The sequence below is a fragment of the Lysobacter sp. DMC104 genome (genome assembly GCF_056313665.1).
The window spans coordinates 1-25,098 of the sequence record NZ_JBQUZW010000013.1; the positions used below are offsets into that span (position 1 = coordinate 1).

Annotated in this window: 18 protein-coding genes; 13 read left to right on the top strand and 5 right to left on the bottom strand. The window is 64.0% G+C overall.

The annotated features are described in order from the left end of the window. Positions 1-247: 247 nt before the first annotated feature. The 9 genes from ACT53R_RS15915 to ACT53R_RS15955 all read left to right on the top strand — a co-directional run bounded on the left by ACT53R_RS15915 (position 248) and on the right by ACT53R_RS15955 (position 11,051). A complete protein-coding gene (locus ACT53R_RS15915; protein ID WP_476172889.1) occupies positions 248-691 on the top strand; it encodes a hypothetical protein in 444 nt (147 codons plus the stop codon). Next, positions 692-1,096: a hypothetical protein gene (locus tag ACT53R_RS15920; RefSeq protein WP_476172890.1), complete on the top strand. Its 405-nt coding sequence runs from the start codon at positions 692-694 to the stop codon at positions 1,094-1,096. Further along, complete coding sequence (locus tag ACT53R_RS15925) at positions 1,084-1,485, top strand: carbon storage regulator (RefSeq protein WP_476172891.1); 402 nt, start codon at positions 1,084-1,086, stop codon at positions 1,483-1,485. The genes ACT53R_RS15920 and ACT53R_RS15925 overlap by 13 nt, the downstream gene beginning before the upstream one ends. 492 nt (positions 1,486-1,977) lie before the next feature. Continuing rightward, complete coding sequence (locus ACT53R_RS15930; protein WP_476172892.1) at positions 1,978-6,996, top strand: RHS repeat-associated core domain-containing protein; 5,019 nt, start codon at positions 1,978-1,980, stop codon at positions 6,994-6,996. A gap of 11 nt (positions 6,997-7,007) precedes the next feature. After that, positions 7,008-7,298 (top strand): hypothetical protein, encoded by a 291-nt coding sequence (locus ACT53R_RS15935; protein ID WP_476172893.1) that lies wholly within the window; start codon positions 7,008-7,010, stop codon positions 7,296-7,298. A 106-nt stretch (positions 7,299-7,404) separates the two neighbouring features. Further along, complete coding sequence (locus tag ACT53R_RS15940) at positions 7,405-7,821, top strand: hypothetical protein (RefSeq protein WP_476172894.1); 417 nt, start codon at positions 7,405-7,407, stop codon at positions 7,819-7,821. 103 nt (positions 7,822-7,924) lie between these two features. Further along, positions 7,925-8,317, top strand: coding sequence for an Imm10 family immunity protein (locus tag ACT53R_RS15945; RefSeq protein WP_476172895.1), 393 nt, complete (start codon positions 7,925-7,927; stop codon positions 8,315-8,317). 107 nt (positions 8,318-8,424) lie between these two features. Then, on the top strand, positions 8,425-8,715 hold the full coding sequence (locus ACT53R_RS15950) for a hypothetical protein (protein ID WP_476172896.1): 291 nt from the start codon (positions 8,425-8,427) through the stop codon (positions 8,713-8,715). Positions 8,716-8,948: 233 nt separating this feature from the next. Next, positions 8,949-11,051 carry a hypothetical protein gene (locus tag ACT53R_RS15955; RefSeq protein ID WP_476172897.1) on the top strand — a complete coding sequence of 701 codons (2,103 nt, stop codon included), beginning with the start codon at positions 8,949-8,951 and terminating at the stop codon, positions 11,049-11,051. Positions 11,052-11,513: 462 nt separating this feature from the next. On the opposite strand, the gene ACT53R_RS15960 is transcribed toward ACT53R_RS15955, so the two are convergent. Continuing rightward, on the bottom strand, positions 11,514-11,861 hold the full coding sequence (locus ACT53R_RS15960; protein ID WP_476172898.1) for a hypothetical protein: 348 nt from the start codon (positions 11,859-11,861) through the stop codon (positions 11,514-11,516). 655 nt (positions 11,862-12,516) lie between these two features. Between ACT53R_RS15960 and ACT53R_RS15965 the strand changes: the two genes are divergently transcribed. Next, a complete protein-coding gene (locus ACT53R_RS15965) occupies positions 12,517-12,996 on the top strand; it encodes a hypothetical protein (RefSeq protein WP_476172899.1) in 480 nt (159 codons plus the stop codon). A gap of 98 nt (positions 12,997-13,094) precedes the next feature. Here ACT53R_RS15965 and ACT53R_RS15970 read toward each other — a convergent pair whose 3' ends face one another. Continuing rightward, positions 13,095-14,969: a M56 family metallopeptidase gene (locus ACT53R_RS15970; RefSeq protein ID WP_476172900.1), complete on the bottom strand. Its 1,875-nt coding sequence runs from the start codon at positions 14,967-14,969 to the stop codon at positions 13,095-13,097. Further along, positions 14,962-15,342 (bottom strand): BlaI/MecI/CopY family transcriptional regulator, encoded by a 381-nt coding sequence (locus ACT53R_RS15975; RefSeq protein ID WP_476172901.1) that lies wholly within the window; start codon positions 15,340-15,342, stop codon positions 14,962-14,964. Before ACT53R_RS15975 ends, ACT53R_RS15970 begins: the two co-directional genes overlap by 8 nt. Positions 15,343-15,550: 208 nt before the next feature. Between ACT53R_RS15975 and ACT53R_RS15980 the strand changes: the two genes are divergently transcribed. After that, positions 15,551-16,432 (top strand): 2OG-Fe(II) oxygenase, encoded by an 882-nt coding sequence (locus ACT53R_RS15980; RefSeq protein ID WP_476172902.1) that lies wholly within the window; start codon positions 15,551-15,553, stop codon positions 16,430-16,432. A 51-nt stretch (positions 16,433-16,483) separates the two neighbouring features. Here ACT53R_RS15980 and ACT53R_RS15985 read toward each other — a convergent pair whose 3' ends face one another. After that, the gene (locus tag ACT53R_RS15985) at positions 16,484-18,895 is read right to left on the bottom strand and encodes a Tex family protein (RefSeq protein ID WP_476172903.1); all 2,412 of its coding nucleotides are present in this window, start codon (positions 18,893-18,895) and stop codon (positions 16,484-16,486) included. Positions 18,896-19,269: 374 nt separating this feature from the next. Here ACT53R_RS15985 and ACT53R_RS15990 point away from each other — a divergent pair, with 374 nt between their 5' ends. After that, positions 19,270-20,523: a Hint domain-containing protein gene (locus tag ACT53R_RS15990; protein WP_476172904.1), complete on the top strand. Its 1,254-nt coding sequence runs from the start codon at positions 19,270-19,272 to the stop codon at positions 20,521-20,523. A 54-nt stretch (positions 20,524-20,577) separates the two neighbouring features. Here ACT53R_RS15990 and putA read toward each other — a convergent pair whose 3' ends face one another. Beyond that, a complete protein-coding gene (gene putA, locus ACT53R_RS15995; RefSeq protein WP_476172992.1) occupies positions 20,578-23,781 on the bottom strand; it encodes a bifunctional proline dehydrogenase/L-glutamate gamma-semialdehyde dehydrogenase PutA in 3,204 nt (1,067 codons plus the stop codon). A 385-nt stretch (positions 23,782-24,166) separates the two neighbouring features. Here putA and coxB point away from each other — a divergent pair, with 385 nt between their 5' ends. Next, entirely contained in the window at positions 24,167-25,081 is a 915-nt protein-coding gene (gene coxB / locus ACT53R_RS16000) for a cytochrome c oxidase subunit II (protein WP_476172905.1), read from the top strand. Positions 25,082-25,098: the final 17 nt, after the last annotated feature.

Consider the following 25,098-nt stretch of genomic DNA (forward strand, 5'->3'; position numbering starts at 1 on the left):
CTTCTTCACGTCCAATCTCCTCTCTCTGGGGAATTGGACTCCAGATCCGGCTGCTACTCAAAAGCGGGGGGACGTCGGCTTCTTTCAGGGCGCGCGCGTACTTATCCATGATAAGGATCGTATCGGTTTTTTTGAGCCCATGCAAAGCAGTTGTAAAGTCATTGACAAATAATTTAGGCATAGCTTAATTTCTTCGGCGTACCCGAGACGGCCACAGAGAGGTCGCGGGTCACAAGGAAGGAGAAGCATGCGTATCGCTACGTGCCAGATCGGGGGAAGCCTCCGGCTTGGGGAGAAGGCAGGGATCACCATCCACGCCCGGCAGGGGGAGCGGATCGCCTTCGGCGCCTGGGCGCCGTCGGGCACCTATCTGGTCCTCGGCGGCGAGGCCGTCCATCCCGTCTCTGGCCGGGCCGGCGTCTGGAGTTACCTGTTCTCGCTCTATGGGGGCCGCCGTTTCCAGTTCGGCCTGTACGAGGTCCGCATCTGGCTGCCGGGCGAAGTGGTCGAACTGGCCGCGGACTGTCTGGAAAGCCTGCACGTGGGCGTTGACAGCCAGTTCCCTGTGCCGCCGCCCGTGTACGTCCCTCCTGCGGGCGCCCGGCGACGGCCAGCTCGCGCCACTGAGCCATTGCCTTCCTGGTCGCCGGCCACAGGCAGCGCCGCGTTTCAGCACGCGAGGGGGATCTGAATGCCCATCCTCGACTGCACCCTGCTCGAATCCATCACCATCGGCCGGGACATGCGCCTGCACCTGACCGGCCGCATCGACGACGTACTGTACGTCTACCTCGATGCGTCGGCGCGCCACGATCTTGGCGGCGTCGACGGATTCCACGCGAGCGCACCATCCGGCATCGGGCGCGTCGCCCACGTCCTCGCGCTGCGTGACGGGGATACCTTCACCATGGGCCCGACCACGATCGCCGTGCAGGCCGTGTGCCTGCGGATGGACGGAGCACAAGCTCTGCGGGATATCCGCCTGAGCATCGACCCGCCAAAGGTGCTTCGGATCGTGCGGACGCCGCCACCGCGTCGCCGCACGTCGAAGCTGGCGCGCACGACGGAACCCGGGAGGCAGCCATGCTGGTCCTGACTCGTCGCGTGGGCGAGAGCATTCGCATTGGCGACCACGTGCGCCTGACGATCCGCGGGAAGGTACGCAACCACTACACGGTGGCGATTGTCGCGCCTGGCGATCTGTCGATCGTGGATGGCGATGGCGAGCCGCTCACCGCCTTGCGTCACCGGCAGCGGCATAAACGCCGCTACGTGGCCGCACTGCTGGCCGGCGAGTGCCTGCGGATCGGCGATGCGGTCCATGTCCTGTTCGGAGAAGACCGCTACGGCGGCACGTCGCGCCTGCGATCCGGACAACAGGTGCGCATCAGCATCGACGCGCCGCGCGAGGTGTCGGTGCACCGCGAAGAAATCTACTGGCGGATCTGGCACCAATCTCGTGAACGGCCCGGGAGGGCGGCTTGATTGCGGCAGAAATTGAAGGCGTCGCATAGCAGTCATGACTTTCCGGAAGGCGTGCTTCTTTTCATCTTCAAATCGATGTTTGGTCTGCTGATGTATTTCTTCTGTTGAGGACGGATCGGCAACTCCGGAGCAGACGAAACCCGCACGGAGAAGCACCCAGGAAATTGCACATGTCCCATTGCCAGAGACAGGTCCCAAGGCTCGCATGCACCGTCTCAGCTGGTGCGTCAGGCGAGAAGCATACTTTCAGCGGGGCGCCTGTGTTTTGGCAGGGATGGGGAAATAGCCGGAAGCGGAGAAGTTTCCGATGACGCGGGCTCTCTTCCGCAACAGGAAAATGGCTGCACCTTATTGAGCGAATGCATCGTCGATGCAATCGGCCCTGCATGCCCATGAGGAGCAGCGTTCAAGGATCGAAATCTGTCGAAGTTGATGGCCCCCGCAGAACGAGGGGTTTGGTGACAAGTGAACAGTGAGGTCTGGAGAAGAAAAATGAAGACAACCGAGTCTATGGAAAATTCAAAGAGACACCGGGTGGTGTCAAGGCTGGTGCGTCGATATCGAATCGCGATCGTGCTTGTCGTGCTGTCCTTGTGCGCGGGTGCCATTGTGTGGGCGCAGCAGGAGCCATTGCCCTACTGCTACAAGGGCGTTGCAGGCGATCAGTGCTTTGCAACGCGCTCGCAGGCCGAACAGGCCATGCGCGCCGCGCCCGAGAACGCATCCATCGCGAATCTGCTCGAACAAGGCGACACCAATCCTCAGCCGAGCCTGGGGAGGGCAGCGTACTACTACCGCGTGAAGAACCAGCCTGCCTCGGCGATCTACGGGCCGAGCTACATCGAGGAAAACAGCAGCGGCGGCATCGTCAGCACGATGCACAACTGCACGCCGGGCAACGATCCGAACATGCCGGACGGCTGCTCCAGCGAGAGCGAACTCCTCGGCAATGTTATGCAGTATCTGCGTGATGCCCGGCCAGACTGCAGCCACGAAGGGCCGATCTTCCTGACGGACCGTGTCCCTCCCTACAAGGCGATCACGCCGCACGAGAACGGCCTGGGAAGTTGGACCTATGGCGTGATCGATTACGGACAGACCGAGCATCGAGCGATACGCACCTGCAACGGTACGACCAACAATTTCACTATCCGCATCTCGAAGAAGGAAACGTATCGATGCCCGGCGGGATACGAGCGCATCGGCGATACGTTCAAGCCGAACGACGGCGTCGATGATCGCATCATTCCGGTGCTGTGCAAGTTCAAGCCGGACGGGATCAACAGGATCATCACCGGCCCGATCGAGCAATGCGCCAGCTGCGCGGCCAGCCCGTATCCGTTGTATCCGGCGACCGGCGAAAAATCGCGTGTCGAACCGGACTTCACGTTCGCGGGGCGGACGTTCTCCCGCTACTACCACTCCTTGCGACAGTTCCGGAACAACCCGGGCTTCGCCGAAGGGTGGACGCACACCTTCAGCGATCAGCTGATCGTCTACGGCTCCACGCCTGGCGGCCTCGTCGACGAAACGGGCGCCTACGAATGGTTCGACACGGTGTCGACGAACCACTATCGCGGACAGAACTCGACGGACAAGTTTCTGGAATACGCGCCCACCGACGTAGTGCGCTGGCGCCTGCGTCTTCCCGATGGCGAAGTCCATGAGTTCAACGCCAACGGTGCCCTGACGGCCATCCGCGATCCGGACGACCCGAGGCAGGACGTGGTGCTCTCCTACGGCAACGGGATGCTGTCGGCGGCGACGGATGGCCAGGGGCGCGTACTGCGCTTCGAGTACAACGCTGATCAGCTGATGAGCCGCGTCGTCCTTCCGGATGGGTCTTCCATCGCCTACGGCTACGATACAGGCAAGAATCTGGCCTTCGTGGACTACGGCGGCGGTGTCCTCAAACGGTATCACTACGATGAGTCCGGTCTTGTGGGGGATGCCAGCCAGCGGCATCTGCTGACGGGCATCACTGCGGAGACGGGGCGCCGCTTCGCTTCGTTCCGTTACGACGCCCGCGGGCGCGCAGTCGAAAGCCGCATCTTCGGCACGCCGAACCATGTCACGACTGTCAGCTACGACAGCGATACGCAGGCGACGGTCACATCGGCGAGCGGTGAGCAACGCGTCTTCACGATCCAGCCCGGCCTCTATCGCCGGATCACGGGCGTGTCCACGGTCGGCGAGACGAAGCAGGACGTGCAGGCCTTCGATCCGCAGGGACGATTGGTCAGTCAGACGGATCGACGCGACGTCCAGACCACCTATGGCTACGACCCAACGAATGGTTACCTGAACACGGTCACGGAAGCGGTCGACACTCCGGAACAGCGTCGGCAAGAGATCGTGCGAGACCCCACGCGGAACCTCGTGACGGAGCGTCGGACTTTGGACGCTACGGGTGCAGTGAAGGCCAGGACCACCTGGACCTACAACGGTCGAGGGCAGGTCCTCACGACTTCCGATGTCGACCCGGTCACCGGAGTCCAGCACACAACGACGAACACCTACTGCGAGGCGGGTGACGTGGCGGCGGGGGCTTGTCCGATGGTCGGACTGCTGCTCGCCATCGATGGGGCGCGAGATAACGTGCAGGACGTTGTCGACATCACCAGTTTCGAGTACCGATCTGCCGATGCGCAGGGCTGCTCCACGTCACCGGCCACCTGCGGATGGCGGAAGGGCGATCTATGGAACATCACCAACGCGAAATCCCAAATCACGGAAATCCTCTCGCACGATGCGTGCGGCCGCGTCACGTCGGTCCGTGACCCGAACGGCGTGGTCACCGAGTTCGAATACGATCCGCTCGGGAGACCGACGGCCACGAAGACCCGCGGGACGAACGACGCGAGTGAGGCCGACGATCGAATTCAGCGACTGGAGTACACGGCTGATGGCCTTATCCATCGGTTGATCCAACCTGACGGCAACTACCTGACCTTCGAGTACGACGATGCCCAGCGCATCAGCGCCGTGGTCGATCGTGACGGCAACAGGATCGTCTACACGCTGGATAGCGCAGGGCAGCCCATCCAGGAAGACGTGCGGGACGCGAGCGGGGTGCTGCAACAGACGCTGTCGCGGACGTTCGACACGCTCGGTCGGCTGAAGTCCATCGCCGATGCGGGGAATCACGCCGTGGTGTTTGATTACGACGCCGGCGGTCTGCTGACGAAAGCGACGGACACATTGGGGCGGCAGGCGACCCGGGGGTACGACCCGCTCGGACGTCTGATCAGTAGCGTCGAGAATGCGACCAGTACGTCTGAGTCGGCCGAAATCCGTTACGGCTACGATGTGCTCGATCAGATAGCGCGCATCACCGACCCTAAGGAGTTGGCGACCGAGTATCGCTACGACGCCTTCGGCGGCATGGTCGAACTGCGCAGCCCCGATACCGGCCTCTCGACGCAGTCCTACGATCCGGCCGGGAACGCGGTCAGCGAACTCGATGCGAACGGCAAGTCGACGCAGTATCGCTACGATGCGCTGGATCGCCTCAAGACGGTCGATTACGCCGCAGTTGTTCCCGATGAAGCCCTGAGCTACGACATCGCCATGAGCGACTGTCCAGCGGGCGAGCAGTACCTGGTCGGGCAGCTGGGTCGATTCGCGGATGCGACCGGGTCCACGACGCTCTGCTACAACCGCTTCGGCGATCTCGTTCGCAAAGTGCAGCGTGCTGGAGCTTCCTCGCTCACGGTGCGATGGGTCTACGAGGCCAGCGGGCGATTGCAGAAGATGATGTATCCGGGCGGCGTGGAGGTGGACTATGTCCGCGACGCTCAGGGGCGTATTGCCGAAATTGGTGTCACCCGCAACGGGAGCCGTCAGGTCCTGCTGAGCGGCGCGAGCTATCACCCATTCGGTCCCGTCAAGCGTTGGTCGTTCGGCAACGGCCTTGAACTGCGGCGTGCGCTTGACCTCGATGGTCGTCCCATGGCGGTGGAAGATGGCCCGGTCAACGGCACCGGTCCTGGCATCGCCTTGCGCTACACCTACGATGACGCAGGGAGGCTGAGCCGCCTGCGTAGCGGACATGGTGCGGCCAGTGTCGAGCAGGCCTACACATACGACGGGCTCGACCGCCTGTTCGAAGTAAAGGACGCGGCTGGTCTGGTGCTCGAACGCTATACCTACGACCGCACCGGCGATCGGCTGACCGCGGGCGAATGGGTTGCATCAGGCGTCTCGGGCGGTCCTGGCGGTGGAACACCGACCTATACCTTCCAGACGCTTTCGTACGGCTACGCGCCGGACAGCCATCGGCTCACGAGCGTAGGCGACGAGCCTCGCCAGTACGACGCGGTCGGCAACTTGGTGAGCATGGGTGATCCCAACGCACCGGGCGGCCCGCGTCGGCAATTCAGCTACAACGATGCAGAACGCCTAAGCACGGTGACCAGCACGGCGCCCATCGCGACGTATGGCTACAACGCACTGGGCGAGCGCATCCGCAAGACCGCCTATGGGATCAACACCTACACCATCTACGACACCGACGGTCATTGGCTGGGCGACTTCAACGGTACCGGCAGCCTGGAGCGCATCGCGATCTGGCTGGATGACCTGCCCGTGGGCTTGGTGGTGGGTACTGGATCGGCGCAATCCCTGTACTACGTCGAAGCGGACGCACTGGGCAGCCCGCGCGCGGTCATCGATCCCGTGCGCAACCTCGCAGTGTGGCGCTGGGAGGCGCTGGGCGACGCCTACGGCCACGATTACCCCGAGGAAGACCCCGATGGGGACGGTGCTGTCTTCAACTTGGACATGCGCTTCCCGGGGCAGCAGTTCGATGCCGTCAGTGGCCTGCACTACAACGGCTTCCGTGACTTCGATCCGACGACGGGGCGCTACGTTGAGTCCGACCCGATTGGCTTGGCGGCCGGCCCAAGCACTTACGGGTATGCGAACGGATCGCCGATGATGCATAGCGATCCCGATGGGCTCTATATTCAATTTGGCGCAAGGCTGGCCATGCGGTTCATCCTTCCGCGTCTGGGCATCCGTGTGGGTTTGGGGTTTGCTGCAAGAAGTGCCGCTCTCGCTGCGAGACGAGAAACGTTTGCGCAATTTGCCAGGCGTCTAGCGCAGCGCCAAGCGGAGAGGATCGCTCGCGCAACGCAGTCTATTGCCTGCGGCGGTGGTAAGAGAGCAGTTGTCCCCGGTGAAGCTGGTCGCTTTGCTGATCTTGCCAAGAGAGGTGTCAAGGGCGACAAGTTGACGCCGCATCACATGCCACAAGTTGCTGCGAATTTCACCTCGCGCGCGGATGGCGGTGCGTTGATGATGACGGAGGCTGAGCACGTTCTAACGAGAACGTATGGTTACGCTGGCTCAATTACAGCCAAGCAAGAAGCAGGTATGGCTTTCCGTGATGTGCTTGCCAGAGATCTGAGGGATGTTCGAAGAATCGTCGGAGGACGCTACAATTCAGGCATGCTCGATTTGATAGAATACTATCGGGTCAACTTTCCGTGGTTGATGGCTAAGCCTTAAAGGAGGAATCCATGCAGTCCGCAATTTCGTCGCTTCTGGAAATGGGGCCGCTTCCTGGTTCCGATGACGCTAGTCCAGATTTCCTACAGAAATTTCAGGGCCTCTTGACGAAAATCCATCAGCCAATCACTGATGAAGATGCCTTGCGGCTGGCAAAGTTGCTGGGTCCGGATGACTGCTTCGGACTTGCCTGGACGCTTGTTCACATCATCGAGACTGCGCCGGGATGGCCGTTGAAAGAAGCAATTTCTGGCCTGAATGAAGACTGGCGAAATATCCTCAATGACCGTTGTGGAAACTAGATGGTCTTGTTTCCCGATGATCAAAAACAGGCCCACTCCGAGTGAGTGGGCCTGTCTGTTGTAGGGGCGGGGCGGTCTGTTGGTATGGATTTTTTAGGATAAAAGCATGGACCAATTTTCTGGAGACTGGGCTGCTTTCATGGAGCGCGTCGCATCCATGCTTCGTGCGGGTCGCGACGAGTCGAGCATTTCAGATGAATTTTCCGGGGCCTTTGTGGCCTGGAAAGGAAAGGTGCTGGAGAAGAAGCTGCACGAAGAGTATGCACAGGGCATCAGCCTTGAAATGAGTCCAGGCTTTGTCGCCTTGGATCATGGGAAAGTGCTGAGAGGTGACTACCTTTTCGTTAACGTCTCCAATGAGCACAGAGAGGAATGGCGCGACACCCCTGTGGGTGCTGAGGTTGTGTTCACCGCCAAGGTGGCAAAGGCAGCTGGCCCCTTTCCTGAGATACAGGTTTCCGAAGTCGAAGGCGAGCCTGAACTCATTTTGATGGTCGGTGTCTACCAAGGTCGGCCTGCCTAGCGCTTCTCTCTGTCTGTTTAGTGGGATGTCTTTTTCGGCGGCACTCTGTCTTTGGATGGAGTGCCGCCGTTTTCATGTATTGGGACTAGGCAGGAGATTAGTGGTGATTTTTGAAGATATCATCGCGCGGTACGTCGCTGTGCACTCCGATGATGTCATGGACCTCATTGGATTTTCTGAGCGACCGGATGGCGATGGAAAATACCTCATCTTGCAAAGGTCGCATGAGTTCGATGAGCAAGACAGGGCCCTTGGTATGGATAAGGTTCACGTCCAGATTTCGGACGAGTCCAGATCTTGCTATGGGGGAATCAGCGAAATTGTCGTGTCACATGACGGCATTTGCTTTTCCTTTGACGAGAAAGCCGCAGTTGCTCTTGGGTTGAATGGCCCACTGTATATCAACGTAGATGAGGCGCTCCTATCGTCGACAGGGGCTATCGATCTCATAAGCAAAATTTGCGATCCTGATGGAATCAGGATTTCCAGAAAATAGCCCTGATAGGTAGGCTCCGCGCTGACGGAGCCCGCCTATTGGCATAATCGCGTGACCCGATGGGTGTTGCGATCTTGGCTTGGCGTCAAACTTTGAGGTAGAGATACATGCAGTCAGCGATTTCTGCGCTCATAGAAATTGGGCCGCTTCCTGGTTCCGATGACGCTAGCCCAGATGCCCTCCAAAAATTTCATGGTCTCTTGACGGAAATCCATCAGCCGATCACTGATGAAGAAGCCTTGCAGTTGGCAAGGTTGTTGGGTCCGGACGACTGCTTTGGAGTTGCCTGGACGCTTGTTCACGTCATCGAGAGTGCGCCGGGGTGGCCGTTGAAAGAAGCAATTTATGGCCTGAACGAAGACTGGCGAAATATCTTTAAGGACCGTTGTGGAAAATAAAATAATTTGATTCTTTATGATGAAAGAGGGTCGGCTTCCTTGGGGTGGGCGTTTTTGCTATTGGGTTGATATCAGGATAGTAGGCGCCTTCTTTTGGGGGCTGCCCTCATGTGGGGCGTGTCGCATTGATGCTTTGGTCGGGCTCGGGCGATTGAGTATTTCTATATATTTTCTTGGCCTGTTGCAAATTGGTAGTATAAGAAAGCATTTTGCTAATCGAGAGGGATGGGGAAGTGAGCCAGCTAAAGTCTGCTGCAGATATTCGCCGTAGGATCATGGAATCGCCCGGCACCACCGTTATAAATCGTGCCCACATGCGCACGTTTTCCTTCAACGTATTTCAAATCAACGCGATTGAACTCATCGAGGCCACTCACAGAGTGAAGGACCCAAGTCAAGGGGTGGCACTCATGATGACGAGAAATAGGGATGCGGGAACTCAAGCGCATCGCGAAATAAATAGGCATATACACAATTTCGTGGCATCCGCTTTAACACTCGTTGAGCACACGCGCATTCATATGCGTGAGAACTACGAAGGCACCGAATTCATGGCGGCCTATGATGCGCAAGTGGCCGCCACATTTGCGCAGTCTCCTGTTGCTCAATTCGTGCAAGGTCTCCGCAATTACATGCTTCATCGAGGTCTGCCTAATTCCCATATGTTCATGAAATTCACCGCTGCGCCTGAAGCCACTGATGGGTCAGGTACAGCGGAAACCGGCATCAGCATCAGCACGGCCTCTCTTCTGGAGTGGAAGGGCTGGAAGTCTGCGGCGCGAACATACTTAGAGAAGGCAGGGGCAGATCTTGATGTTCAAGAGTTCGCGCAAGAATATTTGGTTCTGGCTAGTCAGTTCCAAGGGTGGTTAGAGGCTTCGCTTTCGGATCATCATCAACGTGAGCTGAAGGAGCTAGATGAGCTTCATTCGGCTCTTGAAGAAGCTGATTCAGAAGCTGGACTAGCCAACGCCTCGGTGGCCACGCCTTTGGTTCCGGACCTGGAGACTGCTTCTGATCTTAAGTTAGATGGAATCAATGATCTTGATGGGATTGCCTTGGAGCTTTTTGGGAAAATTCGCGAGCTTTATTTTCGGAATTCAACCCGTAGCTTTCGGAGCGAAAGGGAGGCGATCACTATCACCGATCAAGATCTGAGCGGGCCCGTTGTCTACTCTGGTCAGCAGGAGGATGGAACCGCTGCCTTTGCTTTTATCCAGCAAAAGGGCAAGTTCTACGGCCTCACGGAGAACGATAATGATTTGTTTGAGGCTCTATTCTCTAGTGTCAAGAAGTCAGCTTGGGCTCGTGAAAGTATCAGCGACTTATTCACAAAAGAAGTTTTTGTGGACTGGGCCCGGACTCGCTTCCAGTCTGGTGCTTCGACGCCGTTTTCAGTTGAGCTTATGAAGATCGTTCGCGAGAAGGTCACGTCGGTTGAGGTCTGGGCGCCGATCGCCTATATGGAGGTCGAAGAGGCATTCACCTTTGGGCCTGTGCGTATAGAGCCGATCACTGCTGCCTTTATGAAGGGCCTTGCCACGAAGGTGCATTCGGAAGATGCGGAACAGCAGGATAGAGTCAAGCAACTGCTCGACGACATGAAGCGAAAATTTCAAGGGTATGCTGCAGTGCTCGTCAGAGTGACCGCCGAACCAAGGATGGCGAAGGAAGCGGCCTTGCAGCTCGCGCAAGATGCTGTTGGATTGTTACGTTTCTTCTCCCCTCCAGCAGCAGTATCGTATTTGTTCAGTCCGCTTTCGCTGAACGGCGCAGAGCACATTCCAATCGCTAGATTGATAGTTATTCTTCAGGACGGGTTGATCTACAGCGAGAATGTGCTGCCTAAAAATATCGGTCATTGGAGTCTCTCCAAGAGACAAATCTCTGAATTGCAGACAGAATTATTTGAAGAGGCTGCATCCCTTGTAATTTCTAATGGGTTGAGCGAATTTGCGCTGGCTGTGCGCGCAAGCCTTCTCGCATACAGCAAGTCAATGACTTTCGTCGACCCACTGGATCGGCTGAGGGGCTGTGTATCGGCGGTGGAAGGCGTTTTACTAAAGCATGAATTGGAGCCGCGCGTGCACAGTATCGCCAATCGAATTGCACTACTTGTTGGGGGCGATAAAGAAGGTGAACTGCTGAGGCAGATGGTACGAAAAATTTACTGGTTGCAAGAGCAACCTAGTCGCCACCGTCTACGTCATGAGGAAGAAGAACTTATCTTCGATTTCACGGCTTGCGCGCATCGCGTGCTTTGTTTATCTCTAGCTAACACCGCCAATTTCACATTTAAATCGCACTTCCTAGGTGAAGTCGACAGCTTTAGCTAAAGCTCGGTCGTGCGCTGCTTTAATCTTCGTGTGGGCGATTGCCCGCTCGGCGATGGCACTTTCCAGCATATCCGTTTGAGAAATTGCTTAACACTTCTGTCGTGTAGGAGGAATGGGGGAGGCTTCGATAATACAAATTTCCCGCGCAGAGACTTGAGATTTCTGATGGCGCGTTCACTTTCGAATCGTGAGACCCAGCAGAATGACGCAAACCAGCGGATTAGCCTGTGCTGCTTCATTGCTAAGTGCAGCTGCCCATGGTCGATGGCTACCTGAACCCGCGGGAACGATACCGAATGCATGCCCTAAACGACGCTGGCCTGTCGCTGCGGCCCATCGGCTGTCGGCATGATCGCGCATCCAACACGATCAGCGGGTAGCTGCGAAGAAGCAGCGCTCGCCCGTCCCACTAACCGGAGTAGGCGGTATGCCTTGAGGCGGGTGAGGCGCTCCAATGCCAGTTTACGACCGTGCATCAATGTTCGTCGCATCGGCCGCATCGAGGCGTATCTCAAGGGTGACTTGAGCCTGTAGCAGATCGCCGGTACGACCGGACTGGCCAGCCATGAGTGGATCTACCGGCACTTCTATGCCGACCAGCGTCGTGGCGGCAGCCAGTTCCGCTGAGTCCAGCGCCGACGGTGTCAGCGACTTCGGCGCAGTTGTGGCGATAGTTGCGGCCAGCTTCGCAACAGGCGCAGATTGCGCGAATGCCAGGCCGTGGTCGAACGACGTAGCCGTATCAGCGACTGGCTGGTCGACACGATTTACGGTTGCGGCACGGCCGTGGTGGTGACCATGACCGTGCATCTTAACTGGCTGCGCCCGCTTGCCCGTTTGCCCGATCGCTAGGCCGAGAACGTCGCAGGTACGGTCATCGGGCGGCTGGGCGGGCTGTTAGCTGCGGTGCATGGTCGACCACGGCAAGGAGTTCGCCGGGCGCCGGGTCATTGAGTCGGCGTTGAGGGCCGACTTCTACTTCGCCGACGCCTGTACTTCCTGGCCGCGCGGCAGCAACAAGAACACCAATGGCCTGAGCCGGAGTTGCTGGTAACCGCAGCTGGTTAGCTACGGTAGTGCAACGCACTTTTTTTGTTATAATATAAATCGTTGAATTAATTGATAAAAATAGAAATATAAGTCCAGTCCATCATCGGCGCCACCGAGAGGCGGAGGGCATCGCGATCAATATGATTTCTCAAGACTTTCCTTTTTGCCTCAATGGGTTCTTGATGAATCATTTCGTTCACTCTAATGGCTGCGGCATCAATGTCGGGTCCACAAACGCTCTGGCTCTGGACAGGTTGAGCCCATCGATGAATTCTCGCGTGGCGAGACGCAGAGATGCGCTAATACAGTTGATAGCTAACCAGCGACTTGCGATGAAGCGTCAAATATTAGCATCGCGAACTCGGCAGGGACGCGGCTCAAAAGTGATCGTCAGAGTTCTCCAAGGGGTGCTTCGATGTTGATATGCACGTTCATTCGTGAGTTTGCGCTGTCCAGCATCCTCGTGGTCACCGCGGCCTCCGCCTTTCCAGCCTTTGCACAATGCTGTCCCGGTGATGGAAATGGGGCGCCGAGGTCGCTTTCTGGTTTGGGGCAGACGCATCCGGTCGCTGTAGATCGATCATTCGATCCGAATTGGCGTGTCTACCAATTCCAGAGGGCGGGTATCAATTACATCCAAGTGAACGATCGGAACGGTATCGTTCGTGCAGCGGTAGGCAGCATCGATCAATTGATCTGGGTAATGCCGATAGGCGTTGATGCTGATCGCGTACTGGTAGCGCGTGATGAAGAGCAGTTCGGCTACGGAACTCTGCTCTATCGTGATGATGCTGTAGCGGTGCTGCGATCACCGGATGCGTCCGGTAGCCGGTGGGTATTCCGCGTGCCGGATCCGAAAACGGGTCGGATGTCGCCGGTTCCAACAGTCAGGTAGCTCTTTCGTTACCAGTTCCAGCGCCGCGAGTGCGCTGGAACGGAATGTGTGCAAAGAGACTCTGCCACCATGGAGAGACCATGGTGCCTGATGTGAGGTCACTGCCGCGTCGGTGCCGGCGTCGCCAGGCCTTTCGCGAAGGCGTCGTCGATCAGTCGGCGGGTGCGGGCTTCGGCGTCCGCGGCGCTGCGCTCGATGCGGGCGCCGAGGGCTTCCATGTCCTTGCCGATCGCTTCCATCGGCTTGCCGGCGGTTTCCATCTCGCGGCCGATCGCTTCCATCGGCGCGGTGCGGGCTTCGATCCGTTCGCCGGCGGCCTCCATGATCGCGCCCTGGCGCTCCATTTCGCGGCCGAGGCCTTCCTGCTCGGCCGACAATGCTTCCATCTGCGCCTGCAGGCGATCGCGTTCGGCTTCGTCGGCGCCGGCCATGCGCGCGCCCAGCGCGCCCTGTTTCTCGCCCAGCGCCTGCATGCGTTCGCCGAGCCGCTCCATCTCGACCCGGGCGGCTTCCATTTCCGGCGGCTGGACGACCTCCACCTGCAACGCCTGCATGCGTGCGCCCAGCGCCTGCATCTTTTCCTGGTGCGGCTGCATGCGCGCGCTCAGCGTTTCCATCTGCGCGCTGAGTTCGCGCGTTTTCGCCCAGGCGGCGTCGGCTTGCGCGAGCGTGGCGGCGTCGCGCACCACGTAGGCCTTGCCGTCGCGACGGAACCACAGGAAATCGCCGTCGATGCCGCGTCGTGCCGCTTCGATGTCGCCGGTATCGCGATCGTCGTGGCTGCCCGACATCGTCATGCCATCCTCGCCCTTGCGGACCAGCGCGTAGGCGGTCTGGTCGTGGCGGTCGTCGGCGCGGGCGACGGTGCGCGTTCCGGCGATGTATGACGTGTCCGGTGACGCGACCACCGAGGCGTTCGCCGGCGCAGTGCCGTGCGGTGCAGGTGCGGCGGCCGGCTTCGGCGCCAGATGGGCGTGGGCGTAGAACGCGCCCGCGGCCACGGCGAGGCCGAGCAGCGGCGGGAGCACGGCGCCGCCGAGGGCGCGGCGCGAGGGGCGGACGAGACGTTGGATGCGGGACATGAGATGACCTCCGTGCGCGGCTTGCGCGAATGCGGGGAGCGGGAAGGGCGATCGCGGCGCGGCGGCGAGGCGATCGAGGGTGGCGAGGGCGATGGCGAGGCGGCGGCGGTCGCCCAGCGCGGTGGCGGCGAGATCGTCGGCGACGAGTTCGCGTTCGATGCGGATGCGGTGCGACAGCCACCACACCACGGGGTGGTAGAACAGCAGCGTCTCGACCAGCCGCTGCAGCAGGTTGACGAGGTAGTCGTGGCGGCGGACGTGGGCGAGTTCGTGCGCGAGCAGGGCTTCCAGCAGGTCTGCGGGCATGTGCATCGCGACGGCCGCCGGCAGCAGGATCACCGGACGCCACCAGCCCGCGGTCGCGGGGCCGTCGCCGTCGGTGGTCAGCCGCAGCGCGACCGCGCGCCGCACGCCGAGGCGGCGGGCGAGGTCGTCGACCCGCGCCTGCCACGGGCCGGCCTCGTTGCGCGCGTCGCGGCAGAGGCGATGCAGCCACAGCGCGCCGCCCAGCATCCGCAGCGACAGCAGACCGGCCCCCGAGGCCCACAGCGCGACCAGCCAGGCCATCGAGGCTTCCGGCGGCGTCGGCAGGGCGAAGGCAACGCCGGCGTGCAGTGTCTGCGTGGCGATGGCGAGATCCGGGATCGCCATCGATGCTGCGCCGGCCGGCATCGGCGCATCGCCGGCCGCGCCGACCGCGAGCACGAACCGTGCGATCGGCAGCAGCGCGCACGCCAGCAGTGCGAGACAGGCCGCGGCGTAGCGCCACTGCGGCCGGGCATTGCGCAGCAGCGTCAGCGCCAGCCAGGCCAGCAGGCCGATGAGTGCGCCCTGCCAGATGAAATCGATCAGGACGCTGGCGAGAACCGGGACGAAGGCGGCGTCAGACATCGCGGGTGTCCTCCAGGAAGCGCTGGATCTCGTCGCGTTCGGCGTCGCTGACGCTGCCGCTGCGCAATGCCGCCATCACCAGTTCCTTGCCGGAGCCCGAGAACGCCTTGTGGATCAGGTCGTCCAGCAGCCGCGTCTGCAGCGAGTCCTGCGGCTGCGCGGCGGCGTAGACGTGCGAGCGCTGGCTTTCGTCGCGGGTCAGCAGGCCCTTGCCATGCATGATCTGCATCAGCCGCAGCACGGCGGCGTAGGCGAGGTCCGGTCGCTCCTGCTGCCGGGCTTCATGCACCTGCTTGACGGTGGATGGGCCGAGCTGCCACAGCGTGCGCAGGAGTTCGAGTTCGGCCGGCGTGGGGCGGGGCGTGCGGGACATGGGGGCGTCCTGTGCGGGGTCGGATCTAGACTATGTTGTCTAGACTGACTTGTCTAGAACGTTTTGTCTAGGCCCATTCGTCTCGGGTAGGACCGGATGGAGCCATGCCTCCCGGCCGGCGGGATTTCGATGGTTTTCGTTATGCTGGCGGCCCCCTGCGCAGCGCGTGCGGGCACGGACCGGATCGCAGGCATTCGAGGGAGAAAGGATGTTCAACGCCGACTATCGCGAGATCAGGCAGTGGCTGGTCGAGCAGATCCGCGCGGGCCAGCCCGCCGAGGCGCTGCTGCGCTCGATGCGGGACCGCGGCTGGAACCGCGACGTGGCCATGGGCCTGATCGCCCAGGCGATGTCGATCCGCGCGGGGGGCGATGGCGCCGCGACGGCGGCCGCTGCGCCCGCCGTCGCGACGCCGGCCGCGCTGCCGCGCCGGGCCGAGATGCCGAGGCCGATCGTGTCCGAGGGCGCGATGCACGTGGACCTCGGCGACCGCAAGGTGACGGTCATGGCCGCCATGGACGCGCCGGAAGTGATGCAGTTCGACGGCTTCCTCAGCGATGCCGAATGCGATGCGGTGATCGACCTCGCGCAACCGCGCATGCAGCGTTCGCTGACCGTCGACATCGAGACCGGCGAAAGCCGCAAGGATCTGGTGCGGACCAGTCGCGGCATGTTCTTCACCCGCGGCGAGACGGCGCTGGTGCGCACGATCGAGGCCCGCGTCGCGCGCCTGCTGGCGTGGCCGGTGGAGCGCGGCGAACACCTGCAGGTGCTGCATTATCGCCCCGGCGACCGCTACGAACCGCACTACGACTATTTCGATCCGAACGGTCCCGGTGCCGGAGCGGTGCTGGCCCGCGGCGGCCAGCGCATCGCGACGTTCCTGATGTACCTGCGCGAACCCGAACGCGGCGGCGAAACCACGTTCCCCGATCTCGGCATGCGCTTCATGCCCAAGCGCGGCAGCGCGCTGTTCTTTTCCTACGAGCAGCCCGACCCGCGCACCCGCACGCTGCACGGCGGCGCGCCGGTGATCGCCGGCGAGAAATGGGTGGCGACGAAGTGGCTGCGCGAGGGCCACTTCGAGTAAGCCGACGCACCCCGCCGTGATGCGGGGCGCATCGAAGCTGTCAGCGTTGCCTCAGCGCTTCAGCGCGCGGAGCGCGTCGGCCATCGCGGTGTTCGCCGGCGGCGCCGACTGGCCCGGGCGCGGCTTCGCACCCTGACCGCCGCGGGCGTCGCGGCCCTGCGGACGGTTGTTGCGATCGTCGGGCCGGCCCGCACCGCGTGCGTCATCGCGCTTGCCGCCGCGCGCTTCGCCCGGCACGTCGTCGAGGCGACGGGTGAGGGCGATGCGCTTGCGCGGCACGTCGACCTCCATCACTTTCACCTTCACCACGTCGCCGACCTTCACCACGTCGCGCGGGTCCTTCACGAATTTCTCGGCGAGCGCGGAGATGTGCACGAGACCGTCCTGGTGCACGCCGATGTCGACGAACGCGCCGAACGCGGCCACGTTCGTCACCACGCCTTCCAGCACCATGCCCGGCTGCAGGTCGGCGATCTTCTCGATGCCTTCGGCGAAGCGTGCGGCCTTGAATTCGGGACGTGGGTCGCGGCCGGGCTTTTCCAGTTCCTTCACGATGTCGCGCACGGTCGGCAGGCCGAAGCGCTCGTCGGTGAACTGTTCCAGCTTCAGGCCGCGCAGCGTCGCGCCATCGCCGATCAACTGCGCCACCGGGCGGCCGCAGTTCTTCACGATGCGTTCGACGACGGGGTAGGCTTCGGGATGCACCGCCGAGGCGTCCAGCGGTTCGTCGCCGCCGGCGATGCGCAGGAAGCCGGCGCACTGCTCGAACGTCTTCTCGCCGAGGCGCGGCACCTTCAGCAGTTCGCGCCGTGATTTGAATGCACCGTTCGCGTCGCGCCACACCACGATGTTCTCCGCGACCGACGCCGACAGCCCGGACACGCGCGACAGCAGCGCAGCGGAGGCGGTGTTCACGAACACGCCGACTGCGTTCACGCAGTCCTCGACCTTCGCGTCCAGCGCGCGGGCGAGCGCGTAGGGATTCACGTCGTGCTGGTACTGGCCCACGCCGATCGCCTTGGGTTCGATCTTCACCAGTTCCGCCAGCGGGTCCTGCAGGCGTCGCGCGATCGACACCGCGCCGCGCAGGCTCACGTCGAGATTGGGGAATTCGCGCGCCGCGAGTTCCGACGCCGAATACACCGACGCGCCGGCCTCGCTGACCACGACCTTCGTGAGTTTCAGTTCCGGATGCTTCGCCATCAGCTCGCCGGCCAGCTTGTCGGTCTCGCGCGAGGCGGTGCCGTTGCCGATGGCGACGAGTTCGACGCGGTGCGTGGCGCAGAGCTTCTTCAGCGTCGCGATCGAGGCGTCCCACTGCCGCTTCGGTTCGTGCGGATAGATCGTGTCGGTCGCGACCAGCTTGCCGGTGGCGTCGACGATCGCGACCTTCACGCCGGTGCGCAGGCCCGGGTCGAGGCCCAGCGTCGCGCGCGGGCCGGCGGGTGCGGCCAGCAGCAGGTCCTTGAGGTTGTCGCCGAACACGGCGATCGCTTCGTTCTCCGCCTTCTCGCGCGCGGCGGCGACGAGATCGAGTGAGAGGTTCGTGAGCAGGCGCGCGCGCCACGCGAGGCGGCAGGTGTCGGCCAGCCACTTGTCGGCGGCGCGGCCCTGCGCGGCGATGCCGAACGTCAGCGCGACGCGGCCTTCGGCGTAGGCGTGGCCCTGCTCGACGTCCTGGGTCGGTTCGAGGTCGAGCGACAGCATTTCCTCGCGGCGGCCGCGCAGCAGCGCGAGCATGCGGTGCGAGGGAATGCCGGCCAGCGATTCGCTGTGGTCGAAGTAGTCGCGGAACTTCTCGCCTGCGGCTTCCTTGCCCGGCAGCACCTTCGCGCGCAGCACGCCCTTCTGCTGCAGCCACGTGCGCAGTTCGCCGACCAGCGCGGCGTGTTCGCCGATGCGTTCGATCAGGATCGCACGCGCGCCGTCGAGCGCGGCGGCCGCGTCGGCGACGCCCTTGTCCGCATCGACGAACGCCGCGGCACGCACATCCGGCGCGACCGTCGGGTCGGCGAGGATGGCGTCCGCCAGCGGCTCCAGCCCGGCTTCGCGCGCGATCTGCGCCTTGGTGCGCCGCTTCGGCTTGTACGGCAGATAGAGGTCTTCGAGCCGCGCCTTGCTGTCGGCGGCGAGCACGTCGTCCAGCAGTGGCTTCGTCAGCTTGCCCTGCTCGGCGATGGAGGCGAGGATCGCGTCGCGACGGTCCTCCAGTTCGCGCAGGTAGACCAGCCGCGATTCGAGATCGCGCAACTGCGTGTCGTCGAGGCCGCCGGTGACTTCCTTGCGGTAGCGCGCGATGAACGGCACAGTCGCGCCTTCGTCGAGCAGGCCGACGGCGGCGCGCACCTGCGCCGGCTGCGCGGCGATCTCGGCGGCAATGGTGTCGGCGATGACGGTGGCGATGGCCGCGGCGGAGCGGACGGGCGCGGGCAGGCTTTCGGGTGCGGCAGTGGTGCTGGACATCGGGATCTGCGTGACGTGCGAGAGGCCCGGATTGTCGCCGCCGTCCACGCGACCGAACAGACTGGCGCCGGTCCCGGCGATGTGTCAGGCATCGCGCACGGGAGCGTGACGCCGGTCGCGACCATGCGCGTCGTGCGCAACAGCCCGCTTGTCGCTGTCGCGCCAGGGGTGTTATACGAAGCTTCAGGATTCGTTCCGTCTCGCAAGATGCCGCACGGCACGCGAGGACGCGGCAGGGATGCCCGGACGGGGCGATGGCGTCACGGAGTTCCGATCTCATGGAGGAGACGACAATGCAGCATCCGGTCCGTAGCCGGCGCACGAAGCGCCCGTCGTTCATATCCGGTCGCGCGGGTCTCTCGCTGGCGGCTGCAGTGCTTTCATTCGTCCTGTGCGCCACGGCCGCCGCCGCCGCCGCCGCGCCGGCGGCATCGCATGCCGCGGACACGGCCCGGACGACGCTGGCATCGGCCGATGCCACGCTGCAGCGCTGCGTGGCCGTGCTGGACGCGTTGCCGAAGACGCCGGAGGTCGAAGCGGTGCTCGGCGATCTGCACCGGCAACTGCGCGGGCAGCGCGGTGCGGCGTTCGATGCCGAAGCCGCCCTCGCGCGGGTGACGCAGGCGGCCGGCGCGCCGGTGCCGATCACCGCCGGGCAACTGGCGTTGTGCGCAGGTGCGTACCGCACGCAGGCGGAACTCGGCGAAGCCCCGGACGTCGCTGCGCGCGCCGGCGGCACGGGCAGCGGCTATCCGAACTGCGCCGGTGCCTGCCCCCAGCCGTCGTCCCCCGGCGGCATCTGCTGCGGCTCTTCGCTCTGTTCGCAGACCTGCGGCGCACGCGGCAACTGCGCGGCGATCTGCGAAAGCAGCTGCTTCCCGTCCGACGCCACGGTGCGGCTGGCGGACGGCAGCGTCCGCACGATGGAGAACCTGCGGCTCGGCGACCGTGTCCAGGTCGTGCGCGACGACGGCAGCATCGGCTACGAGGACGTCTACCTGATGACGCACGACGATCCGTCGATCGCCGCGGACTATCTCGACGTGGCGTTGTCCGGCGGCGCGCGGCTGAAGCTGTCGCCCCGGCATTTCGTGCCGATCGCGCCGGGTGGCGACGTGCACTGGCGTGGTCGCGTCATCGTGGGGGCGGACGAACTGAAGGCCGGCGACACGATCTGGCATCGCGCCGGCGACGGCACGATGGCGACGGCGACCGTGGTGTCGGTGCGTCGCTTCCGCACCCTGGGGGCGTTCAATCCCATGACCCGCTCCGGGACGATCGTGGTCGACGGCGTGGTCGCGTCGGCGCACAGCGACTGGTTCCTGGATGGCCTGGTCTCGGCCGATGCGCAGGCCGCCATCTACCAGCGGATGCTGGCGCCGGCGCGATGGCTCTATGCCGTGATCGGCCCTGCGCAGATGCAGCGGGTCACCCAGCAGTGGGGCGTGACCCGGTTCATGCGGACGCACCCGCTCATCGGCATCCCGCTGCTGCTGGTCGCGTTCGGCCTGCTTGCGGGCATCGCGTTCCGGCTGCTGCGTCTCTCGTGGCGGACGCTGGCGATGCGCATCGACACGCTGCACGAGGCACCGATCGATCTGCCGGCGCATTTCCGCACCGGATCGTGATCCGCCGGCGCGGGCCGCGGTTGCGGTCCGGGCTTGGCGAAAGGCATCCCCGCGTCAGTCGCCGAGCGTCAGCAGCGAGGCGTTGCCGCCGGCGGCCGTCGTGTTGACGGTGACGGTCTTCTCGGTGGCGAAGCGCGGCAGGTAGTGCGGGCCGCCGGCTTTGGGGCCGGTGCCGGAGAGGTTCTGGCCGCCGAACGGCTGCACGCCGACGACCGCGCCGATCTGGTTGCGGTTGACGTAGATGTTGCCGACCTTCGCGCGCTGCACGATGCGGTCGATGGTCTCGTCGATGCGCGAGTGGATGCCGAGCGTCAGGCCGAAGCCGGTGGCGTTGATGGTGTCGACGACCGCATCGAGCTGGTCGGCCTTCCAGCGGATCACGTGCAGCGCCGGGCCGAAATTCTCGCGCGTCAGCTGCGACAGCGATGTGAGTTCCCACGCGCGCGGCGCGAAGAACGTACCGTGCGCGGTGCTGTCGTCGGTGGCGGCGACCGCGATCTGCTTCGCGGCGGTCGCCATCTTCGCGGCGTGCGCTTCCAGCAGCGCCAGCGCATCGGCGTCGATCACCGGGCCGACGTCGGTCGACAGCAGGCCGGGGTCGCCGACCTTCAGCTCGGCCATCGCGCCGGCGAGCATGTCGACGACCTTGTCGGCGATGTCTTCCTGCACGAACAGCACGCGCGCGGCCGAGCAGCGCTGGCCGGCGGAGGTGAAGGCGGACGAGATCGCATCCTTCACCAACTGCTCCGGCAGCGACGAGGAGTCGGCGATCAGCGCGTTCTGGCCGCCGGTCTCGGCGATCAGCACGCCGATCGCGCCGTCGTGCGCGGCCATCGCGCGATTGATCGCGCGGGCGGTGTCGTTGGAGCCGGTGAACGCCACGCCGGCGACGCGCGGGTCGCGGGTCAGCGCGGCACCGACGGTGGCGCCGTCGCCGGGCAGGAACTGCAGCACGGCTTCCGGGATGCCGGCCTCGTGCAGCAGCTTCACCGCGGCGAAGCCGATCAGGTTGGTCTGTTCGGCGGGCTTGGCGATCACGCTGTTGCCGGCGGCCAGCGCCGCGGCGACCTGGCCCATGAAGATCGCCAGCGGGAAGTTCCACGGCGAGATGCACACGAACACGCCGCGGCCGGCGAGCTGCAGCGTGTTGGATTCGCCGGTCGGGCCGGGCAGGGCCTCGGGCGCGAAATGCTTGCGCGCCTGGCCGGCGTAGTAGCGCAGGAAGTCGACCGCCTCGCGCACTTCGGCGATGCCGTCGGACAGGGTCTTGCCGGCTTCCTTGGTGCACATCGCCATGTACGTCGCGATGCGCGATTCGAGCAGCGTGGCCGCGTGTTCGAGGATCGCGGCGCGGCTGGCGGCCGGCGTGGCGTCCCATGCGGGCTGCGCGGCGACGGCATTCTTCAGCGCCTGCTCGACGGTGGCGGCATCGGCCGGCAGCCAATGGCCGACGGTCTCGCGGCGGTCGGCCGGATTGGTGACGGCGACCTTCTCGCCGGTGGGCTGCGCGCCCGGCACCAGCGGCGCGGCGGTCCAGGTGCCGGCGCCGGCGTCGTTGATGCGCTCGGCCAGCGCGTGGAGCGCGGCGTCGTTGGCGAGGTTGATGCCCATGGAATTGTCCCTCTCGTGGCCCTGGCTGCGGTACAGGTCCACCGGCAGCGCGATGCGCGGATGCGGAATGCTCTCGAACGCCGACACGGTCTCGACCGGATCGCGGACGAGGTCCTCGATGGCGACGGCCTCGTCGGTGATGCGGTTGACGAAGCTGGAATTGGCGCCGTTCTCCAGCAGGCGGCGCACGAGGTACGGCAGCAGGTCCTCGTGCGAGCCCACCGGCGCGTACACGCGGCACGGCACGTTCAGGCGATCGGCCGGCACGACTTCGGCGTACAGGTCGTCGCCCATGCCGTGCAGCTTCTGGAATTCGTACTTCGACGCCGCGTTGCCGGCGGCGGCGTCCGCGCCCAGCAGTACCGACGCCATGCGGTGGATCGCGGCGATGGTCTGTGCGTTGTGGGTCGCGAACATCGGGTAGACCGCGTCGGTCGCGCCCAGCAGGCGGCAGGCGCAGGCCTGGTACGACACGTCGGTGTTGGGCTTGCGCGTGAACACCGGATAGCCCGGCTGGCCGTCGACCTGCGCGCGCTTGACCTCGCTGTCCCAGTACGCGCCCTTGACCAGTCGCACCGGGATGCGGCGGCCCAGCGCGCGCGCCTGCGCGGCGATGTGGTCGATCACGAACGGCGCACGCTTCTGGTAGGCCTGCACCACGATGCCGAAGCCGTGCCAGCCCGCGAGCGAGGGATCGGCGAGCACGCCGAAGATCAGGTCCAGCGACAGTTCGAGGCGGTCGGTTTCCTCGGCGTCGATGGTCAGGCCGATGCCGTAGCCCTTCGCCAGCTGCGACAGTTCCAGCAGGCGCGGGCCGAGTTCGGCGAACACCCGCGCGCGCTTGGCGTGCTCGTAGCGCGGGTGCAGGGCGGAGAGCTTCACCGAGATGCTCGGCGCGACGAAGACATCGCCGCCGGCGAAATTCCCGCTGCGGCCGATGGCGTGGATGGCCTGGCGGTAGGCTTCGAGGTAGCGCAGGGCGTCGCGGGTGGTCAGCGCGCCTTCGCCCAGCATGTCGAACGAATAGCGGTAGGCGGCGTTGGCGCCTTTGCGGCTACGCGCGAGTGCCTCGCCGATCGTGCGGCCCATCACGAATTGATGGCCCATGATCCGCATCGCCTGGCGCACCGCCAGCCGGATCACCGGCTCGCCGACGCGGCCGATCAGGCGCTTGAACGCGTTGTGGACGTCGCGCTTGGTGTCGTCGGCGAGGTCGACGAGCGTGCCGGTCAGCATCAGGCCCCAGGTCGAGGCGTTGACCAGCACCGATTCGGATTGGCCCAGGTGGCGCTTCCAGTCGGCATCGCCGAGCTTGTCGCGGATCAGCCGGTCGGCGGTGTCCTGATCCGGGATGCGCAGCAGGGCCTCGGCCACGCACATCAGCAGCACGCCTTCCTCGCTGCCGAGGTCGTACTGGCGCATGAAGGCCTCGATCGCACCCTGGTCCTGCGCGCGGGCGCGGACCCGGCGGACCAGGTCGGTCGCGGTGGCCTGGATCGCGGCGCGATCGGCCGCACCCCAGTCGGGATGGGGCTGGCGGGCGACGGCCAGCAGCTCTCGGACGTGTTGGGTTTCATCGCGGACCCAGGCCGAGGTGATCGCGGCGCGGAGCGGGCCCGGGGCGGCCGGCAGTTCGGGGGTGAGCAGGGCGTTCACGGCGGTCCGGGGGACGGCGAGGCGCGGATACTAGCAGTGCCGCCGGGCCCTTTCACACCCCTACGCAGGCGCATGGGCGCCGCGGCTCGGCTTGCCCCTCGCCGCAGCGAACGGATACCATTCTCAAGTTTCGCGGACGTCGAACCGCGGCCGGCCGGGCCTGAGCCCGCCTTCGCCGCAGGGGCTCGGCGTACTCCTATATATTTCGAGAAGATCGGTTTCCGCAGGGGATCGATCCGAACCGGCTCTCCGGAGTCGAGACAGCTTGGGGTTCTGGACCATGGTGCAAACGCGTGCGGGTGGGACGAAGGGGAGCCGGGGGCTGCTGGCGGGTGCGTGCGCATCCCTGGCCGCGGTGCTGGCGCCGGTGACGGCGATGGCGCAGTCCACCGAGCCGAAGCCCTGGCAGCTCAACATGGGCAAGGGCGCCACCGCGCTGTCCGAGAACGCTTACAGCGCGCACATGCTGGCGCTGTGGATCTGTTTCGGCATCGGCGTGGTGGTGTTCGCCGCGATGATCGTCGCGATGGTCAAGTTCCGGAAGTCGAAGGGCGCCGTGCCCGACGTGAACTTCACCCACAGCACCCGCCTGGAAATCGTCTGGACCGTGGTGCCGGTGCTGCTGCTGGTGATCATGGCCGTGCCGGCGACGAAGAAGATCTTCGCCATGTACGACCTGCGCGAATCGCAGATGACGGTGAAGATCACCGGTTACCAGTGGCTCTGGAAGTACGAGTACCCGGGCGACAAGCCGTCCGACACCGTTGCCTTCACCAGCCGTCTGGACCGCAAGAGCGACGAGATCCGCCAGAGCGGCGTCGACGCCCGCAACGCGAACCATCCGGAATACCTGCGCGACGTCGACAATCCGCTGGTCGTGCCGGTCGGCACCAAGATCCACTTCCTGATCACCGCCGACGACGTCATCCACGCGTGGTGGGTCCCGGCGCTGGGCTGGAAGCAGGACGCCATCCCGGGCATCGTCAACGAGGCGTGGACGCAGGTCGACCAGCCGGGCCTCTACCGCGGCGTCTGCGCCGAGCTGTGCGGCAAGGACCACGGCTTCATGCCGATCGTGGTGAAGGCCGTGCCGAAGGCCGAGTTCGACACCTGGCTGGCCGCCGAGCGCGCGAAGAACGCGCCGGCCCCGGCGCCCGAAGCCGCCCCGGCCGCGCCCGCCGACGGTGCCGCCCCGGCCGACGAAGCCACGCCCGCCGCCGATGCCGCCGCCCCGGCCACCGCCGACGCCGGCCAGAAGAATGCCGCAGCCGCCGCTCCGTCGGCCGGCTGATCGCAGCTCCCTTTCCG

Coding starts and splice junctions, on each gene's coding strand:
- ACT53R_RS15920 (WP_476172890.1), top strand. CDS start 692: ATGCCCATCCTCGACTGCACCCTGCTCGAATCCATCACCATCGGCCGG.
- ACT53R_RS15935 (WP_476172893.1), top strand. CDS start 7,008: ATGCAGTCCGCAATTTCGTCGCTTCTGGAAATGGGGCCGCTTCCTGGT.
- coxB (WP_476172905.1), top strand. CDS start 24,167: ATGGCGCAGTCCACCGAGCCGAAGCCCTGGCAGCTCAACATGGGCAAG.
- ACT53R_RS15975 (WP_476172901.1), bottom strand. CDS start 15,342: ATGTCCCGCACGCCCCGCCCCACGCCGGCCGAACTCGAACTCCTGCGC.
- ACT53R_RS15980 (WP_476172902.1), top strand. CDS start 15,551: ATGTTCAACGCCGACTATCGCGAGATCAGGCAGTGGCTGGTCGAGCAG.
- ACT53R_RS15970 (WP_476172900.1), bottom strand. CDS start 14,969: ATGTCTGACGCCGCCTTCGTCCCGGTTCTCGCCAGCGTCCTGATCGAT.
- ACT53R_RS15925 (WP_476172891.1), top strand. CDS start 1,084: ATGCTGGTCCTGACTCGTCGCGTGGGCGAGAGCATTCGCATTGGCGAC.
- ACT53R_RS15930 (WP_476172892.1), top strand. CDS start 1,978: ATGAAGACAACCGAGTCTATGGAAAATTCAAAGAGACACCGGGTGGTG.
- ACT53R_RS15960 (WP_476172898.1), bottom strand. CDS start 11,861: ATGCACGGTCATGGTCACCACCACGGCCGTGCCGCAACCGTAAATCGT.
- ACT53R_RS15950 (WP_476172896.1), top strand. CDS start 8,425: ATGCAGTCAGCGATTTCTGCGCTCATAGAAATTGGGCCGCTTCCTGGT.
- ACT53R_RS15985 (WP_476172903.1), bottom strand. CDS start 18,895: ATGTCCAGCACCACTGCCGCACCCGAAAGCCTGCCCGCGCCCGTCCGC.
- ACT53R_RS15940 (WP_476172894.1), top strand. CDS start 7,405: ATGGACCAATTTTCTGGAGACTGGGCTGCTTTCATGGAGCGCGTCGCA.
- ACT53R_RS15965 (WP_476172899.1), top strand. CDS start 12,517: ATGTTGATATGCACGTTCATTCGTGAGTTTGCGCTGTCCAGCATCCTC.
- ACT53R_RS15915 (WP_476172889.1), top strand. CDS start 248: ATGCGTATCGCTACGTGCCAGATCGGGGGAAGCCTCCGGCTTGGGGAG.